Here is a 15,822-nt window from a genome sequence, read left to right as displayed (position 1 = left end):
TTTTTGAAATCATGTTGAATATTCCCTGGATACAGCGGCGGCTGCAGCGAGCGCATCATGTTACTTTTTCCCTGTATGCCGCGCTGGTAGCGTTCGGAACGTATTCCTGTATGTATGCCTTCAGGAAGCCCTTTACAGCGGCTATTTTCGAAGGAATGTCTTTCCTGGGGGTGGATTACAAGATATGGCTGGTGATAGCACAGACAATAGGGTATGCCTGCAGTAAATTTTATGGGATAAGGTTTATTGCAGAAATGAAAGGCAACAAGAGGGCACAGAGTATAATTGTGCTGATATTGATTGCATGGATTGCGTTGCTGTGTTTTGCGCTGGCGCCGGCTCCCTGGAATATTGTATTTCTTTTTATCAATGGTTTCCCATTAGGGATGATATGGGGATTGGTGTTCAGCTATCTGGAAGGTAGGCGCAGCACCGAGTTCATGGGGGCGGTGCTTTCAATCAGTTTCATCTTTTCATCTGGGTTTGTGAAATCTGTGGGTAAAATGACGGTGGTCGACTGGGGCATATCGGAAACCTGGATGCCCTTTGTTACAGGCCTGGTTTTTATTGGACCGATACTGTTGTTTATTCTATTACTGGAGCAGATTCCGGCTCCCAGCACAGCAGATGAGGCTCTCCGCACAAAACGTGCTCCCATGAATAAGCAGGAGCGGAAGAAGTTTCTGCATGCTTTTTTACCGGGGTTAATACTGTTGATAGGTAGTTATGTATTACTTACTGTTCTGCGTGATATGCGCGATAATTTTGCTGCCGACATCTGGAAAGACCTGGGATTTGGTTCTGCAGCCGGCATCTTCACCCAAACAGAAATACCCATATCTGTGGCTATTATAGTGATACTGGGAATGCTGGTGTTTGTAAAAAATAATTTCCATGCATTTATGCTGAATCATTTTATTGTGATCACAGGTTTTCTCATTGCGTTGATCAGCACCCTTCTTTTCAGACAGCATCGTCTGGATCCTGTATGGTGGATGACACTCACCGGATTGGGTTTGTATATGGGATACATTCCGTTTAACTGTATATTTTTTGAGAGACTAATTGCAGTATTTAAATACGTAAGCAATGTTGGCTTTATTATGTATGTGGCCGACTCGTTTGGTTACCTCGGCAGCGTAGGAGTGATGCTGGCGAAGAATTGTGGCGGGATCAATCTGTCGTGGAGCCAGTTTTTCATGAACGCGGTTTTCGGTGTATGTGTTACCGGTATCGTGATGATGATTGTGTCTTCCCTATACTTTAAAAAAAGATATGATGCAGTGAACAATACCCCTGGTCAGCAAGAAGCTACTGCTGCCCTGATATAACAGCGACCAGACATAAGAAAGCCTGTTCCGGTGTAAACCAGAACAGGCTTTCTTATGAAATTATTTATCTCCAACTATTCAGTCGCTTTGATCTGCACACATCGTGAAAATCGAAACAATCACAAAGAGTCAGTGTCAGGACTTAGCGTCAGTATTAGGTTTGCTTTCTTTTTTAGGCTCGTCTTTTGCATCTTTGAACTCACGGATACCGCTACCCAAACCACGCATTAATTCAGGAATCTTTTTACCACCAAATAAAAGCAATACCACCAGCGCAATCAGCAGCAATTCTTTGATACCAATTTCCTGCAGAAACAAAAGCGGGATATTCAAAAATGTAGTTGTCATTATCACAGTTTTTATGTTGTTCTACTTATAGAGTTGTGTATTCCACACATAAAGTTAGCACGAAATACGAGTTTTTCCGTTTTTTAGCCAGATATTTAGAAATTTTGATATAATAAACAGATTTTTAAATTGTTATGAATTATAAAATATCACTTTTATATCTTCGTTTTCCACATGCAGGTGGGAAATCCGTCCATACTGTACTTTCAGGTCGAATGAGTCTACCAGCGGGGTATTGGTAGCGTGCGCCAGGATAGATCTGATCACTCCTCCATGTGTAACGAGCACTGTATTGTTGCCTTTCTCTATCAGTTCTGTCACCAGATCCATGCTGCGGGTATAGAGCTCTTCATAACTTTCTCCACCAGGTACTTTTGCCAGTACAAAATCATCTGCCCATGCCTGCAAAGCAGCTTTGTCAATATTATCCCAGGGCAGCATTTCCCATTCGCCAAAGTGCATTTCACGGAGGCGGTCGTCAGTAGTGATATTGTCACCAAATAGAGTGGTGGCCAGCTTCCGGCAACGAATTAATGGACTAGTATATACGTCGAAATCGCCCGCAGGCAGTTTGGCTTTGATCTGTGCGACTTCTTCTTCAAAAGTACCGGCTACATCAATATCAGAAGCCCCGTAACAGATACCGCTTTCGATAGCGGGAGTGGTGTGGCGTATCAGGTATATTTCCATGTGAGTATGCAAAAGCACAAATATATGACTGTTTCGGATACCTGCTGAACGGCGCCGAGGCAGTCGCCGGTATAACCGCCTATCCATTTGCTCATCATGCGGACCATATACCAGCGGGCCAGCACGAGTGCCGGAATGATAAGAAGGAGGGTATAATTCTGCAGGTATATCATAGCGATAATGAGCGGGGTAATGCCAAAAATACCTGCCAGCAGTAAGTCCTGCAAGGTAATACCTTTGGATACTGGTTTGGCTTTACTGTCTTCATTTTCGCGGGCGTAAGAATGTGTATAAATAACGGTAACGGCCACAAAGCGGCTGAGCGGCTGCGCAATGAAAACAGCCAGCGCTACGTGATCCAGGGGTAATGAGAGGAGTGAGGTGAATTTGAGCGTCATCAGGAGCAGCAGTCCCAGCATGCCGAAAGTGCCGATCCGGCTGTCTTTCATGATTTCCAGGATACGTTCTTTAGTCCAGCCGCCGCCAAAGCCGTCACACATATCGGCGAAGCCATCTTCATGAAACGCGCCGGTAACCCATATGCCGGCAATCAGTGCCAGCAGGATGCATACCATTCTGGGAGCGATCTCTCCGAAACCGAGGAGCACAGCCGTCATAATAGCAGCAGTAAGCCAGCCTATCAGCGGCAAGTAACGGGTAGCTTTATTGAGGGCCTCCTCGCTGTGAGGCATGTTAACGTGAACGGGTAAACGTGTATAGAACATGATAGCTGTAAGTATCAGCTGCCATTGTTTTTTCATATGCTGTTACGGTTTGATACCTGCGCGCTGCTGAAGCTGGCCATTTCTTCCAGGAACAGCACGGCACTTTGTATAACGGGAATGGCTATTGCGGCCCCGGTGCCTTCGCCCAGACGCATATCCAGCTGTAACAATGGCTGCACTCCCAGGAACCCTAGCATGGCCTTATGTCCCTTCTCTTCAGAACAGTGTGCATAAACACAATAATCTTTTACTGCAGGCTGCATTGCCACCGCTGCCAGTAAGGCGGAGGTTACAATAAACCCGTCGATCACCACTATCATCTTCAGTGCGGCTGCTTGTAAGATGGCGCCTGTTATCATCGCAATCTCGAAGCCTCCGAAAGTGGCCAGGGCCTGCAAAGCGGTGCGTGGTGACGGATGATGTTGGATCACCTGTTGTAGTACAGCTTTCTTCTGTGCCAGCTGCTGTGTATTACTGCCAGTGCCCGCGCCCGTGCAATCGGCCACAGGAATACTGGTGAAATGGCTCATCAGCAGTGCTGCGGCAGATGTATTGCCGATACCCATCTCTCCAAATCCAATAATATTACAGCCCCCTTCATGTAACATCCTTACTTCTTCCGCCCCGGCTTCCATTGCTAATCTGCACTGGTCCTGTGACATAGCTGGTCCACGCAGCATATGTTGTGTACCCATTGCAATTTTCCTGTCCTTGAGCATAGGATGTCGCGGAAAAACATGGTTAACACCTGCATCTACCACAATGAGCTGCAACTGATGCTGCCGGCAGAATACATTGATAGCGGCGCCTCCCTGCAGAAAATTATAAACCATCTGTGCTGTTACGGCCTGCGGAAATGGGTTCACAACTCCATCAGCGGCAATGCCGTGGTCGCCGGCAAATACAATAACTGCGGGTTTTTTCAGCGCCGGTGTAAGCGTTTCCTGAATCAATCCGGCTTGCAATGCCAACTTTTCCAACTTTCCCAGTGAGCCGGGAGGCTTGGTTTTCTGATTGATCTTGTCTTGCAGTGATTCTCTTAATTCCTGTGAGAGCGGAGTCACTATAATTTCTTTCATCATGACTTTTTTATTACAACCGGGATGCCTGATACCATTAGTGTAACGGTATCAGCTATATGCGCAATATGCTGATTGATCCAACCCTGAACATCTGCAAACTTGCGTCCTACCACGGTGTCCGCGTGTATGCCCATTCCTATTTCGTTGGAGACGATAAAAAAGGTGCCTGCTTTTTGATGCAGCAGTTGTACTTCCTGCTTCATGGCGGCCAGTGTCTTCTCTGGATCATATTCATTTTCTGTGTAGAAGTTGGTAAGCCAGAGCGTTACGCAATCTATCACCACGGTGTGCCCGTCCAACGGGAGGTTGCTCACATACATTTCTTCCTCGTAGTTGATCCATGCCGGCCCGCGGTCATTTTTATGCTTTTCTATGCGTTGCGCAAAGTCGTTGTCCCAAACTTTGGCTGTAGCTACATATACAGGGTGTGCGCTCTGCGACAAAGCCATGTCCTGTGCATATCTGCTTTTTCCGGACCTTACGCCGCCGGTGATCAGATGGATCATGTAGAGATAGATTTTATATGATGAGAGAAGCATGCAGTTAGCTACCAGCAACCAGTAGCTAACTGCTTACTATTATCTGAATACTGGTATAGCCGGGAAGAAATAACCAGTGTAGGCAATGCTCTTCTGGGTAGCACCGGTACCTGCATGATAGATGAACAGGGTGTTCTGCTGGTAATGGTCGCCATAGCCGGATTCCACGGCAGTTGCAATCAGTGTGTTGTTATTGGGATTATATCTGAAACCTGCGCCATAGAGCTCCAGACCTGCTGGCAGCGTTGCAAAAGGAGTTTGCAATGATGATGGATTACCAACTGCATACTTGTAGATTTCCCTGCCGCCGGCGCCCCACGAATTGGTTTTACCGATGAACACCGCATTCTCTGTTGTGGAAGCGCTCAGCATACCTGCATTCCATGCCCCCCAGGAACCATACACATCAAAAGGAACATCAATGTTACTAACGCTCAGTGTCTGTGGATTGATAGCATACAGCGATTTACCTGCTGCAGCCCACACCGTGCCGTCAGGGGTCTGGCAGAAACCAACGTCTGCTTTTACCAGCGTCTGTGCGACACTGAAATCATTACTGTTGAGGGCGATGATGCCATTCTGCTGAGACATTACCAATACATAGTTACCAGCCTTGATCATACCTCCTACCTGGCCAATCACACCATTGATCTTCGCGCCTACTGTGAGCGTTTGCAGGTTTACGGGATATACACCATTGGTCGTGGAAATAAGACCTGTGTTATTATCAACACCACAGAATGCGTTGCCAGCATCTGGCAGCTGCGCAATTCTGCCTACTTCTTTCATATTGTAAGCATCTGCTACCACCAGCGGACCCTGTTTAGATACGAGGTACAGGCGTTTGTTGAAAACAGCTCCATATTCTGTGGTGGTACCCAATGTTTTACCTGGGTTCTCACGCGCAAATATGCGCTGGTGCAACGTGTCGGCGCCATAACGATAGAAATTCACTTCTCCGCCGTCATGTCCGAACCAACCTTCATTTACAATGAAGAAACCATTATCGTATTTGTCAACAACTTTGATGCGGTAAAAGAAAGACGACAGGCTATTACCGGAGCTAACCTTAAATGAGATGGTATAATCACCGGTAGCAGCAGGAGTGAAGGTATAGGTAGAATCAGTCCCCGCGACAGTACCGTTTACCAGCCATAGAAAAGTAGGATTCTTGGAGTTGGTTAGTTGTGGTCTCAATACACGGGTTTCACCCACATTGATAGTGTCCAGTCCGTTTTTCAAGCCGGGATTGCTGATAACAGGAACAATTATTTCTGCAACATTATTATCTTTCTGACAGGCAGTGAAAGTCAGGATGGCTGCAATTGCCAGAAGAAACGAAAGTCGAAGTTTGTGCATGGTTATATTTAGTGTTTAAATATTTAGGGATTTTTTGAGTTACGAATTTCTTCATTTTTGGATGCAATAACCAGTTTCGTCAAAGAAAAAACAGTTTAGTGCATCGAAAAAGAGGAAGTCCGCAAATCAGAAAATCCCTAAAGTAAATGTGGTATCAGTTTTACTATCTCGCGAAGTGCATTCTGCGGCGCACCAGTTCAAAGCTACCGAAGAAGATAGTGCTGTAGATCAGGTTACCGATCAGTGTGTACTGCATATACGGTATAGCCAGTGCATAGCATTTGAGCAGACCTGCAGCATCACGGGTGAACGGCTGGCCGGTGGTAATATCTGTAGAACCGCTGAGCCATACACCGAAGTTGGAGAAGAGGAAATGAATCAGGGCTGCACCTACGGACGCGAGCACAATGTTGCCAACGCTTGCTTTCTTAATGAGCAGCTGCCCCAACAGTACCATGAACACAAAGCTCACATAGTTCCATATCCAGCCTTTATACAGTAGACCTTCCGCATATTGTCTGTGGAAGACCTGCATCAGGATAATATCGCTGATGAATAATGTTAATAAAGGGAACGCGTAGGATTTCCATTTTTCAGAAAAGGAAGCGCCGCCAAACAGGGCCATTGCGCCTACTGGTGTGAACATAGCTATAGGAGACATATTGGTATCTGCTCCCAATACTACACGGATTACGCCCGCTGCCAGTATGAACAGCAGCAACACACCAAACCGGGGATTAAGATTCTTTAATGACATTATCTATGCTGGTTTTTATGTTTACAAGTTAAAAATAATACCGGTATTAAAGTTAAATCGCCGGGAATTATAACCGAGTATATCAAAATATTGATAATCTGTAATATTTCTGAAGCCGGCAAAAATTTTAAGCAAGTTACCAAATTTATATTCACCATAGAGATCCAGGGTATAATAATCCCCCATTGGCGTGGGGCCCTGGTAGCGCTGCCCTGTATATTTGTAGGTCACACTTGTATACAGTGCTGGTGTAATATGATAGCCCAGTGTTGCATTCAATGCATGTTTGGGTATACGGTACAGGTTGTAGTAGGAAGTATCTGACTTGTTTTCCAGGCGCTGAGTAATGCGGCCATCCACATAGGTGTAATTGAGTGTAAGATCCAGGTCGCGGGTGATACGCCAGTTGCCTTCCACTTCCACGCCATAGGCCTTCTGCTTATCAGCATTGCGGTATCCTTCTTCGAAAGTAACCGGATTGAAATAAAAGATGATCAGGTCATGTGTGTTGCGTGCAAACCCGGTGATGCGGAAATCCACGGCATCGTGAGCTACAGTGGCCTGGTATCCGGCTTCATAACTGGTCGTCAGCTCCGGCTTGAGATCTTTGTTACCGTAAGGTGTTGCGTACAGCTGGTACAGGGAGGGTACGCGGTAGGCCGAAGATATGTTGATGAAGAGTTTGTGACGATTGTTGATCAGGTAAGATGGATTGATAGAAAACGTCTGATTGTTCCCGTAAATGCTATGATAATTGAGCCTGCCGCCAGCTTCCAGGTTAAAACCGTTCATGTTGTACAGTAATAGTGACGCGTATACGCTGGTTTGATTTGTATGGGCGCTATCGTCTGAAATCCGTACAGTATAAGGAGTTACCAGACCTTTGGGTAAGGTATTATTGTACTGGTCATTGCGGGAGGTAGTGAAAGCGCCGCCGCCAATCAGCCGCAGTTTGTCGTTAATGTCCCAGTTCACATATGACTCTACATTGTGTGTACTGGAGGTAAAGCGGGAGAAATCATATTTCCTGGACCATGGCCCTGGTGCAATATCAGCCGAATCATTTGTTAGCTCCCGGCGGGTGTCCTGGTAGCTGTAAAGAATATGCCAGCTGCCCTTCCTGAATTTATATTCGCTGCTGAAGCCATTCAGCAGGTATCTGAACTTTCCGCTGTAATCCTTGTCGTCCAGGAAGGAACCTTCGTCAAGATCGTGATTGTACTGACTCCAGTTAAAGAGATACTGAAGGGTCCAACGTTCGCCGGCTTGCAGACCAAGCTTCACAAACACGCTGCGCTGGTTGAATCCGTCCTTATCAAAATCAGCATGACGTGTGGAGTCGTAAGCATCAGAGAAGCCTGCTGTTTTTTCGTATCTGTAGCCGAGCAGGTAAGAGAAGTTTTGCAGATGACCATGCAAACTCACACCAACCTGACGGTCTTTGTAGCTGCCATAACCTACATTAACACCAAGGCCCAGTTTTTTGTCGCCGGCTTTCCGCGTAATGATATTGATCACACCGGTAACGGCATTAGAGCCATATAATGTAGACTGGCTCCCGCGGAGGATTTCGATTCGCTCCACCATATCGGGGGTGATGAAATTGAGGTCAAAGGTGTTGGCAATCTGAGAGGCATCGTTAACGGGTAGTCCGTCAACAAGTATTAGTGCATTGCCGTTGGTAGCGCCACGCATATATACATCCTGGGCGGAGCCGCGGGTGTTTTCTGCTGCGTTGATCACGAGGCCAGCCTGCTCGTTCAGGATAGAAGCAATGGATTTGCCGCTATTCTGTTGCAGGTATTCATGTGAGAGAATAGTGATCACTTTGCCTGTTTCACTGGCTTTCTGCGGGCCTTTTACGGCGGTAACCGTAATCCCGTTTAGCTGACTCACGCGACTGCTGTCCTGTGCTTCGGCACTGATGCCTGCAAGTAAAAGAAGGAAGGAGTAAAGTTTTATCTTCATTAGTTGTTTTTCTATCAGGAATATAAAAAAAGCGGGGATGAAAACGATGAAGGTCATCTGCTTTTATCCCCGCTTCCGGTGTGGTTCATCTTTTATTATCAGCCCGGCATACGGGAGATGTATTTATCCATTTCTTTGATCTGGCTTACAATCTGCGCAGTGGTTGGCTTCTGTGCTTTTGCCCTGCGGAAATAGTCCTTTGCAGATTTGAAATCGCGACGGCTCATAGCAATGGAGGCCAGTGTCAGCAGCGCCGCAGCGGTATTTTCCTTATCCGGAAGACCCATACGCACAGCTTTCTTCAGGTTCTGGTCAGCAGTTTTCAGATCATTTTTCTGGTAGGCAATTGTTCCCAGCTGGAAGTACTGCATACCTTCATATTCTTTCATCGGGCTGCCTGACTGTATACTCTGGCGGATAGTTGCTTCTGCTTTATCCAGATCGTTGGAGTACATCGCCATATTGCTCTGCATAAAGTAGTATACGGAACGGATAGGCTTATACAGCAGTTTGGGGAACTTTACCATGTTCATGAGGGCGGTAGCCTTTTCAATGTCTCCGGCTTCCACCGCTTCCTGTACCAATCTCATAGGCCCGAACAGGATGTGTGTTACGAGGCATATTACGGCCAGCACCAGCACTACGGTGGCTTCCCACCAGCCTACAGTGAAGCCCAGCGCAATTCCGCCCAACAATAACACGATCCCGATAGGGAAACGGTATAAAATAAAGAAGTTAAATGCTTTCATGAATAAACTGTTCGTAAATCACTTGGTTCTAATAGCGGGGGCAAAGATAAATAAAAAAAGAGCTTTTATTGTTTTAGCTTTTAACCCCCTGAACCGTCGCTGCTGGCTTAAGTGTGCGTCTCACGTTGGCTGCCACGATAGCCCCCAGTATGATCAGCACACCGGCAACCTGCAAAGGCGTCACAGATTCATGGAGCAGCAAGGTGGCAGCTATGGTGGCCACGGGTAATTCCGCTGCACTGAGAATGGCGCCCAGCGCCACTCCTGTCTGGGGCATCCCCTTAGAAAACAGGAACGGCGGCAATACTGTACCAAAAGCAGCCAGGGGCAGGCCCCACAACCATAATGATGAACCAGTGAAACGACCGTTTGCCAGGTATACTGGTGGAAATATCAACGTAATCAACAGAAAGGCGCCGGTTACGATCCAGGCGCTTTTAAGCACCGGTGTAAGTGTGTGCCCTACGCGGCCACTCACTACAATGAACATGGTATAGAACAAGGCTGCCAGCAGGCCAAATCCGATGCCCCGCCAGTCGAGATGTACGCTCTGGCCGCTAAACACGCCGCCAGCCAGCAGTGTGCCAGCGAGGATGAATAATACGGCAATCCACTGGATAGGGGTAGGTTTCTTTTTATAAAATGCCCACTCTGCCAGCATACTCATCCAGGTGAACTGCATAAGCAGTATAATACCGATACTCGCCGGAATATATTGCACGCTCTGGTAATAAGTGATACTTACCAGGCCGGTGGAGCTTCCCAGTATAAAGGAAGTCCGCACATCTTTATTTTTCAGGCCATATGTCCTGGCGCGTGAAAGCAGGTGAATAGTCCACAGGGCTATCATTCCGAAGCCCGCCTGCACACTGCAAAGCTCTCCCAGTGTAAATCCTTGCTGATAGCCCAGCTTAACAATTGTGGATAATATACCAAAACTGCATGCACCCAGCAGGACAAGTACTATTCCTTTCCACATAGCATTTCCATTTTAGCCTGCGAATGTAAGTGAATTACTTCTTTTTCCATTTCTCCAGGTCAGGTAGAAATCCCGTCAGTAATCCTATCAACGGCAGGTAAGCGCATACCTGGTATACATAGGTGATACTGGTTGCATCTGCCAGCTTGCCCAGCAGTGCAGAACCAACGCCACCCATACCAAAGGCCAGCCCGAAGAACAGCCCTGCAATCATGCCAACCTTGCCCGGCACCAGTTCCTGTGCATATACGAGTATCGCTGAGAAAGCAGATGACAATATAACTCCAATGAATACGCTGAGTATGGCTGTCCACATCAGGTTAGCATGTGGCAGTAGCAAAGAGAACGGGGCTACACCCAGTATGGAAATCCATATCACATACTTGCGGCCTATTTTATCACCCACAGGCCCGCCGATGAAAGTACCTGCTGCTACTGCAAAAAGGAAGATGAACAGGTACACCTGCGCACTTTGTACAGACACATGGAAACGGTCTATCAGGTAGAAGGTATAGTAGCTGGTCATGCTGGCCATATAGAAGTATTTTGAGAACACCAGTATCAGCAAAATACCCAGCGACAGGATAACAGTGCGCTTCGGGAGCAACGACTGGTCGAGTTGTTGTACAACTTTCTTCGGCTTCAGCCGGTGTGTGTTGGCCTTGTACCATTTACTGATATTGAGCATCACTACGATGGCCAGCAATGCGGCTACCGAAAACCATATTACATGGAACTGCCCCAGCGGCGCAATGATCAAGGCTGCCAGCAACGGCCCCAGGGAGCTGCCTGCATTACCGCCCACCTGGAATAATGACTGCGCCATACCATGTCTACCGCCTGAAGCCATGTAAGCCAGTCGCGAAGCTTCCGGATGAAACACTGCAGAGCCAATACCAGTAAGACATACAGATACCAGCACCATGACAAATGAATGGGCAAACGCCAGGCTGATTAATCCCAGTAATGTAAAGCTCATGCCTATTGCTAATGAATATGGCTGTGGTTTACGGTCAGTGTATAGCCCTACCAATGGCTGCAGCAACGAAGCAGACATCTGGAAAGTAAGTGTAATTAATCCTATCTGCGAATAATTAAGATGCAGTGATTCCCTCACAAGTGGATAAATGGCTGGTATCAACGATTGCAAGGTATCATTCAGCAGATGTGTAAAGCTCAGTGCAATTAATATCGAGAAAGCAGTTTGCTGCGCCGCTTTGCTGGCCATAGCTTTGGTTTCCTCTGTTAATGTCGTTTCCATTTTGATTGAGATCAGATCATCAGATGTTTTAGAATAAAAAAATTACTTGGAGTGGCTACTTATTTTGGTAGCCCAGTGAAATGCCTTCTTAGGGTCTTTGTCTACAATGCTCTGCAGCAGCGCATCGTGCAGATGCTGAGAGTCGGTAAATGAGGACGTATCCCCGTAACGGAGCACGAAAGACTGTTTCAGGTGGCTAGCTACCGTTCTATAAAGATCCAGCATCATTTCGTTTTTGCATGCCTCCGCAATGGCGGTATGAAAATTAATATCGGCCTGTATACATGGCTCAAGGTCATTGGCAATAGCATACTCATAGCGTTTCTTCAGGAAGCCCTTCATCTTTTCAATATCTCTGCTGGTGCGGTTGACCGCCGCTTTTTCGGCAATTTTCACCTCCAGCAGGAAACGCACCTCATTGAGCTCTTCAAATGCAGCACGCTGCAATCGGGCTGTCAGCGGCTCGTTACAGCAGGTCTGCGTCAGTACAAAGGTGCCCAGGCCCTGCTGCACACGTACCAGTCCCTGATTCGACAAAGCCTTTACGGCCTCCCGGATACTGGAACGCCCAACGCTAAACTGCTGCATTAGCTCCGGTTCTGTGGGCAACTTGTCGCCAACAGCAAATTTGCCGGACATGATCATTTCCCGGATACGTCCTGCCACTTCTTCGGCAAGACTTAAACGCTTTATCGGATTGCTTAAACTATTCATCATATCATCAGATGTTTGCAAAGGTAGATATTATTTGGGAATTTTGACACAACAGATATTTTAACTGATATGCAACCCATCCTGGATACCTTACTGCAAATGCCCGCCTGGCAACTCTGGTCTATCTTCCTGACTGAGAACCTCCTTATTATGCTGGGAGTACTGGCCTGGGGTAATGCGCTGCAAGGGAAGCCTGGTCAGCTGATGTTTGTGTATACCCAACGGCAATGGGGTATCTGCCTGCTCACGTGTGCACTGAATACTGTTGTCACCTACGCAGGGTACTGGCTCTGGAAACAGGGGTACATTATCATTACTACATCACTGTCATTCAGGATCATCACAGATGCGGTATTTCTGTTTCTCGCCATGGATCTGCTGATGTATATCTTTCATTACATCATTCATAAAACATTTCTCTACCGCTGGCTGCACCAGCTGCACCATGAAGCCGTTGATCCGCAGCCTATAGACCTGTTTATTCTTCATCCCGTAGAAACCCTTTGCTTTGGCGCACTATGGCTGATGCTGCTCCTGTTTTTCCGCATGAATATCTATGGTATCATGATTTACCTGGCCATAAATGTCTTCTTCGGCATGATGGGACACCTGGGTATGGAGCCGTTGCCCGAAAGGGTTTGTCAATGGCCGGGTTTTAAATACCTCGGTACATCTTCTTTTCATCACCATCATCATCAGCAGGAAAAAGAGAACTTCGGTTTTTATACCAGCATATGGGATCGTCTTTTTCGTACTTATCAATCCCGCTGATCACATTAATGGCACTTCCTCCGGAATAATTTTCTATTTTGGCCAGATTCATACGTGCGTGTTTAATGTTTATTTGCTATATGAGAAAACTGGTTCTAACATTATCGTTATTTATTTCCTTCCGTGCCTATGCCCAGGATGCGTTAAAATATCAGACACCTCCGCAGAGCATTATGGAGCTGGCGATGGCCCAACCATTACCGGCCGTAAGTTTCAGTGGTAAAGGTGATCAGATGCTGATCATGGAGCGCAGTGCCTATCCAACCATTGAAGAATTGTCGCTGCCGGAATACCGTCTGGCAGGAGAGCGCATTAACCCGGCAAACTTTGGTCACAGCCGAGGTAACTACCTGACTTCCATTCGTATTAAGGAAGTGAACGGCAAAAAGGAATACATGGTTACCGGATTGCCTGCCAATGCACGCATCAGCAATGTAACCTGGTCTCCGCTACAAAAGAGTATAGCCTTCACCGTTAGTGACGACAATTCTATCACACTCTGGAGAGCTGATGTCGTGAGCGGTGTCGCGAAGCAAGTGAGCAACCGCAGGCTGAACACTACCTTACACGACGACCTGGTATGGCTGGATGAAGAACGTATCTTTGTATTGGCTGTGCCTTCATCTGTTGGTAAGGCGCCGGAGAAACCATTGGCGCCGGAAGGTCCCACCGTTCAGCAGACAAGCGGGATGGCTGCTCCTGCAGCCACTTTTCAGGATATGTTGAAAAACCCGTATGATGAACAGCTGTTTGATTATTATTTCCGGTCTGAGCCGGTGATTATAGGCAACGGCACCGAACAGGTAATTGGTAAGCCGGGCATTTACACAACTGCCAGTCCGTCTCCCGATAAACAATACCTGCTGGTGGAAACACTGCATCGTCCATACTCTTACCTGGTAGGTAGCAGCCGTTTTCCCGCGGAAACAGAAGTTTGGAAGATTAACGGAGAAAAGGTGAAAACCCTCTCCAGCAGACCACTGGATGAGGCGCGGCCCAAAGGCTTTGATGCTACCAGCAATTATCCCCGTGCTTTTGCGTGGCGTAACGATGCTCCCGCAACTATATACTGGGTACAGGCGCTGGATGGCGGTGACCCAAAGAAAGAAGTCCCTTTCCGCGATGTAATCAATGTGCAGGAAGCGCCTTTCAATGGAGCGCCTGTTGAACTGGCAAAAACAGTAGACCGCTTCTCCGGCATCGCTTGGGGCAACAGCCAGACGGCATTGGTAATGTATTCTAACGATACTAAACAGAAAGTGGTTGTACAGCGTATTGATCCTTCCCATCCGGGACAAGCGCCGCTAACTGTAATAGACCGCTCTGAAAATGACCGCTACAATGATCCCGGAGAGCCGGTGATGACGAAGAATGAATACAATCGTCCCGTATTATATATCTCCACTGCGAATGAATTGCTGATGAAGGCGCCGGGTGCATCTCCGGAAGGCGACCGCCCTTTCCTGGCCAGCTTCAGCCTGAAAGATGGTAAGCAACACATTCTCTGGCGTTCACAGGCGCCTTATTATGAAGAGGTGTCCAATGTGATAGATCCGGCAAAGCTGATGGTGGTAACCACACGTGAATCAGTAACTGCTCCGGCCAACTATTACCTGCAGAACCTTCGTAAGAAAACAGCCGTAGCCCTCACTGCTTTCCCGCATCCACAGCCATTGCTGCTGGGTGTACAGAAGCAACAGCTGAAGTACAAACGCAAAGACGGAGTAGACCTCACTGCAATGCTGTATTTGCCCAAAGGTTATGACCCAGCGAAAGATGGGCGCCTGCCTGTACTGATGTGGGCATATCCCCGTGAGTATAAGTCTGCAAGCGATGCTGCACAGGTGCGCGGCTCTGCTTATAAATTTACCCGTGTAACTTACGGTTCGCCTATCTTCTGGGTTACCCGTGGGTTTGCGGTGATGGATGCTACTGAAATGCCGATCATCGGCGAGGGAGACAAAGAGCCAAACGATACCTACTTAGAGCAACTGGTTATGAATGCGGAAGCTGCCGTAGACAAGATCGCCGGCATGGGTATCGGTGATAAGGATCGCATCGCTGTTGGTGGCCATTCCTATGGCGCTTTTATGACATCTAACCTGCTCGCGCACACGAATCTGTTCAAGGCCGGTATCGCCCGCAGCGGCGCTTATAACCGTACGCTTACACCATTCGGGTTCCAGAATGAACAGCGTACATATTGGCAGGTGCCTGACGTATATTACAAGATGTCGCCATTCTCTTATGCTGATAAACTTAAGACACCGCTGCTGATGATCCACGGAGAGGCAGACAATAACTCCGGCACTTTTCCCATTCAGAGTGAGCGCTTGTATAATGCCATCAAAGGTAATGGCGGTACGGCAAGGCTGGTATTTCTGCCTCAGGAAAGCCATGGCTATGCAGCTAAAGAAAGCATTCTGCATATGCTGTGGGAAATGGATGAATGGCTGATGAAGTACTGTAAATAATAGCTGCAGTATATATGATTAACCCTCAGCTATTCAGGGCAATGTATGCTACTGAATAGCTGAGGGTTAATAGTT

The 15,822-nt window shown here is 47.3% G+C and carries 15 protein-coding genes; 3 read left to right on the top strand and 12 right to left on the bottom strand.

Annotation, left to right across the window (positions count from 1 at the left end; all coding sequences use genetic code 11):
• Window positions 1-11 precede the first annotated feature (11 nt).
• The gene (locus VM802_RS11280; RefSeq protein ID WP_325530411.1) at window positions 12-1,331 is read left to right on the top strand and encodes a DUF5690 family protein; all 1,320 of its coding nucleotides are present in this window, start codon (window positions 12-14) and stop codon (window positions 1,329-1,331) included.
• Between the two features lie 135 nt (window positions 1,332-1,466).
• Here the strand turns inward: VM802_RS11280 and tatA are convergent, their stop codons facing one another.
• From tatA to VM802_RS11220, 12 genes are all read right to left on the bottom strand, one after another.
• Entirely contained in the window at window positions 1,467-1,679 is a 213-nt protein-coding gene (tatA, locus tag VM802_RS11275; RefSeq protein WP_325530409.1) for a Sec-independent protein translocase subunit TatA/TatB, read from the bottom strand.
• A gap of 132 nt (window positions 1,680-1,811) precedes the next feature.
• On the bottom strand, window positions 1,812-2,369 hold the full coding sequence (cobC, locus tag VM802_RS11270) for an alpha-ribazole phosphatase (protein WP_325530407.1): 558 nt from the start codon (window positions 2,367-2,369) through the stop codon (window positions 1,812-1,814).
• Window positions 2,354-3,130, bottom strand: a complete 777-nt coding sequence (locus VM802_RS11265) for an adenosylcobinamide-GDP ribazoletransferase (protein WP_325530405.1) — start codon at window positions 3,128-3,130, stop codon at window positions 2,354-2,356. Before VM802_RS11265 ends, cobC begins: the two co-directional genes overlap by 16 nt.
• On the bottom strand, window positions 3,127-4,176 hold the full coding sequence (cobT, locus tag VM802_RS11260; protein WP_325530403.1) for a nicotinate-nucleotide--dimethylbenzimidazole phosphoribosyltransferase: 1,050 nt from the start codon (window positions 4,174-4,176) through the stop codon (window positions 3,127-3,129). The genes VM802_RS11265 and cobT overlap by 4 nt, the downstream gene beginning before the upstream one ends.
• A complete protein-coding gene (locus tag VM802_RS11255) occupies window positions 4,173-4,682 on the bottom strand; it encodes a bifunctional adenosylcobinamide kinase/adenosylcobinamide-phosphate guanylyltransferase (RefSeq protein WP_325530401.1) in 510 nt (169 codons plus the stop codon). The genes cobT and VM802_RS11255 overlap by 4 nt, the downstream gene beginning before the upstream one ends.
• A 72-nt stretch (window positions 4,683-4,754) precedes the next feature.
• Entirely contained in the window at window positions 4,755-6,074 is a 1,320-nt protein-coding gene (locus VM802_RS11250; RefSeq protein WP_325530399.1) for a DUF5074 domain-containing protein, read from the bottom strand.
• 163 nt (window positions 6,075-6,237) lie between these two features.
• Complete coding sequence (locus VM802_RS11245; protein WP_325530397.1) at window positions 6,238-6,831, bottom strand: DUF6580 family putative transport protein; 594 nt, start codon at window positions 6,829-6,831, stop codon at window positions 6,238-6,240.
• Between the two features lie 21 nt (window positions 6,832-6,852).
• A complete protein-coding gene (locus tag VM802_RS11240) occupies window positions 6,853-8,799 on the bottom strand; it encodes a TonB-dependent receptor plug domain-containing protein (RefSeq protein ID WP_325530395.1) in 1,947 nt (648 codons plus the stop codon).
• Between the two features lie 98 nt (window positions 8,800-8,897).
• Entirely contained in the window at window positions 8,898-9,548 is a 651-nt protein-coding gene (locus VM802_RS11235) for a tetratricopeptide repeat protein (protein WP_325530393.1), read from the bottom strand.
• A 73-nt stretch (window positions 9,549-9,621) separates the two neighbouring features.
• Complete coding sequence (locus VM802_RS11230; RefSeq protein WP_325530391.1) at window positions 9,622-10,527, bottom strand: EamA family transporter; 906 nt, start codon at window positions 10,525-10,527, stop codon at window positions 9,622-9,624.
• A gap of 34 nt (window positions 10,528-10,561) precedes the next feature.
• Window positions 10,562-11,788 carry an MFS transporter gene (locus VM802_RS11225; RefSeq protein ID WP_325530389.1) on the bottom strand — a complete coding sequence of 409 codons (1,227 nt, stop codon included), beginning with the start codon at window positions 11,786-11,788 and terminating at the stop codon, window positions 10,562-10,564.
• A 42-nt stretch (window positions 11,789-11,830) separates the two neighbouring features.
• Window positions 11,831-12,505 (bottom strand): FadR/GntR family transcriptional regulator, encoded by a 675-nt coding sequence (locus VM802_RS11220; RefSeq protein WP_325530387.1) that lies wholly within the window; start codon window positions 12,503-12,505, stop codon window positions 11,831-11,833.
• Between the two features lie 66 nt (window positions 12,506-12,571).
• On the opposite strand from VM802_RS11220, the gene VM802_RS11215 reads away from it, so the two are divergent.
• A complete protein-coding gene (locus tag VM802_RS11215; protein ID WP_325530385.1) occupies window positions 12,572-13,273 on the top strand; it encodes a sterol desaturase family protein in 702 nt (233 codons plus the stop codon).
• Window positions 13,274-13,353: 80 nt separating this feature from the next.
• The gene (locus VM802_RS11210; protein WP_325530383.1) at window positions 13,354-15,747 is read left to right on the top strand and encodes an alpha/beta hydrolase family protein; all 2,394 of its coding nucleotides are present in this window, start codon (window positions 13,354-13,356) and stop codon (window positions 15,745-15,747) included.
• Window positions 15,748-15,822: the final 75 nt, after the last annotated feature.

Origin of the sequence: Chitinophaga sp., from assembly GCF_035538455.1 — a bacterium.
In the GTDB taxonomy this organism is placed as follows: Bacteria; Bacteroidota; Bacteroidia; order Chitinophagales; family Chitinophagaceae; genus Chitinophaga.
This window is presented reverse-complemented; position numbering and strand designations above follow the sequence as displayed.

Coding starts and splice junctions, on each gene's coding strand:
- VM802_RS11280 (WP_325530411.1), top strand. CDS start 12: ATGTTGAATATTCCCTGGATACAGCGGCGGCTGCAGCGAGCGCATCAT.
- tatA (WP_325530409.1), bottom strand. CDS start 1,679: ATGACAACTACATTTTTGAATATCCCGCTTTTGTTTCTGCAGGAAATT.
- cobC (WP_325530407.1), bottom strand. CDS start 2,369: ATGGAAATATACCTGATACGCCACACCACTCCCGCTATCGAAAGCGGT.
- VM802_RS11265 (WP_325530405.1), bottom strand. CDS start 3,130: ATGAAAAAACAATGGCAGCTGATACTTACAGCTATCATGTTCTATACA.
- cobT (WP_325530403.1), bottom strand. CDS start 4,176: ATGATGAAAGAAATTATAGTGACTCCGCTCTCACAGGAATTAAGAGAA.
- VM802_RS11255 (WP_325530401.1), bottom strand. CDS start 4,682: ATGATCCATCTGATCACCGGCGGCGTAAGGTCCGGAAAAAGCAGATAT.
- VM802_RS11250 (WP_325530399.1), bottom strand. CDS start 6,074: ATGCACAAACTTCGACTTTCGTTTCTTCTGGCAATTGCAGCCATCCTG.
- VM802_RS11245 (WP_325530397.1), bottom strand. CDS start 6,831: ATGTCATTAAAGAATCTTAATCCCCGGTTTGGTGTGTTGCTGCTGTTC.
- VM802_RS11240 (WP_325530395.1), bottom strand. CDS start 8,799: ATGAAGATAAAACTTTACTCCTTCCTTCTTTTACTTGCAGGCATCAGT.
- VM802_RS11235 (WP_325530393.1), bottom strand. CDS start 9,548: ATGAAAGCATTTAACTTCTTTATTTTATACCGTTTCCCTATCGGGATC.
- VM802_RS11230 (WP_325530391.1), bottom strand. CDS start 10,527: ATGTGGAAAGGAATAGTACTTGTCCTGCTGGGTGCATGCAGTTTTGGT.
- VM802_RS11225 (WP_325530389.1), bottom strand. CDS start 11,788: ATGGAAACGACATTAACAGAGGAAACCAAAGCTATGGCCAGCAAAGCG.
- VM802_RS11220 (WP_325530387.1), bottom strand. CDS start 12,505: ATGATGAATAGTTTAAGCAATCCGATAAAGCGTTTAAGTCTTGCCGAA.
- VM802_RS11215 (WP_325530385.1), top strand. CDS start 12,572: ATGCAACCCATCCTGGATACCTTACTGCAAATGCCCGCCTGGCAACTC.
- VM802_RS11210 (WP_325530383.1), top strand. CDS start 13,354: ATGAGAAAACTGGTTCTAACATTATCGTTATTTATTTCCTTCCGTGCC.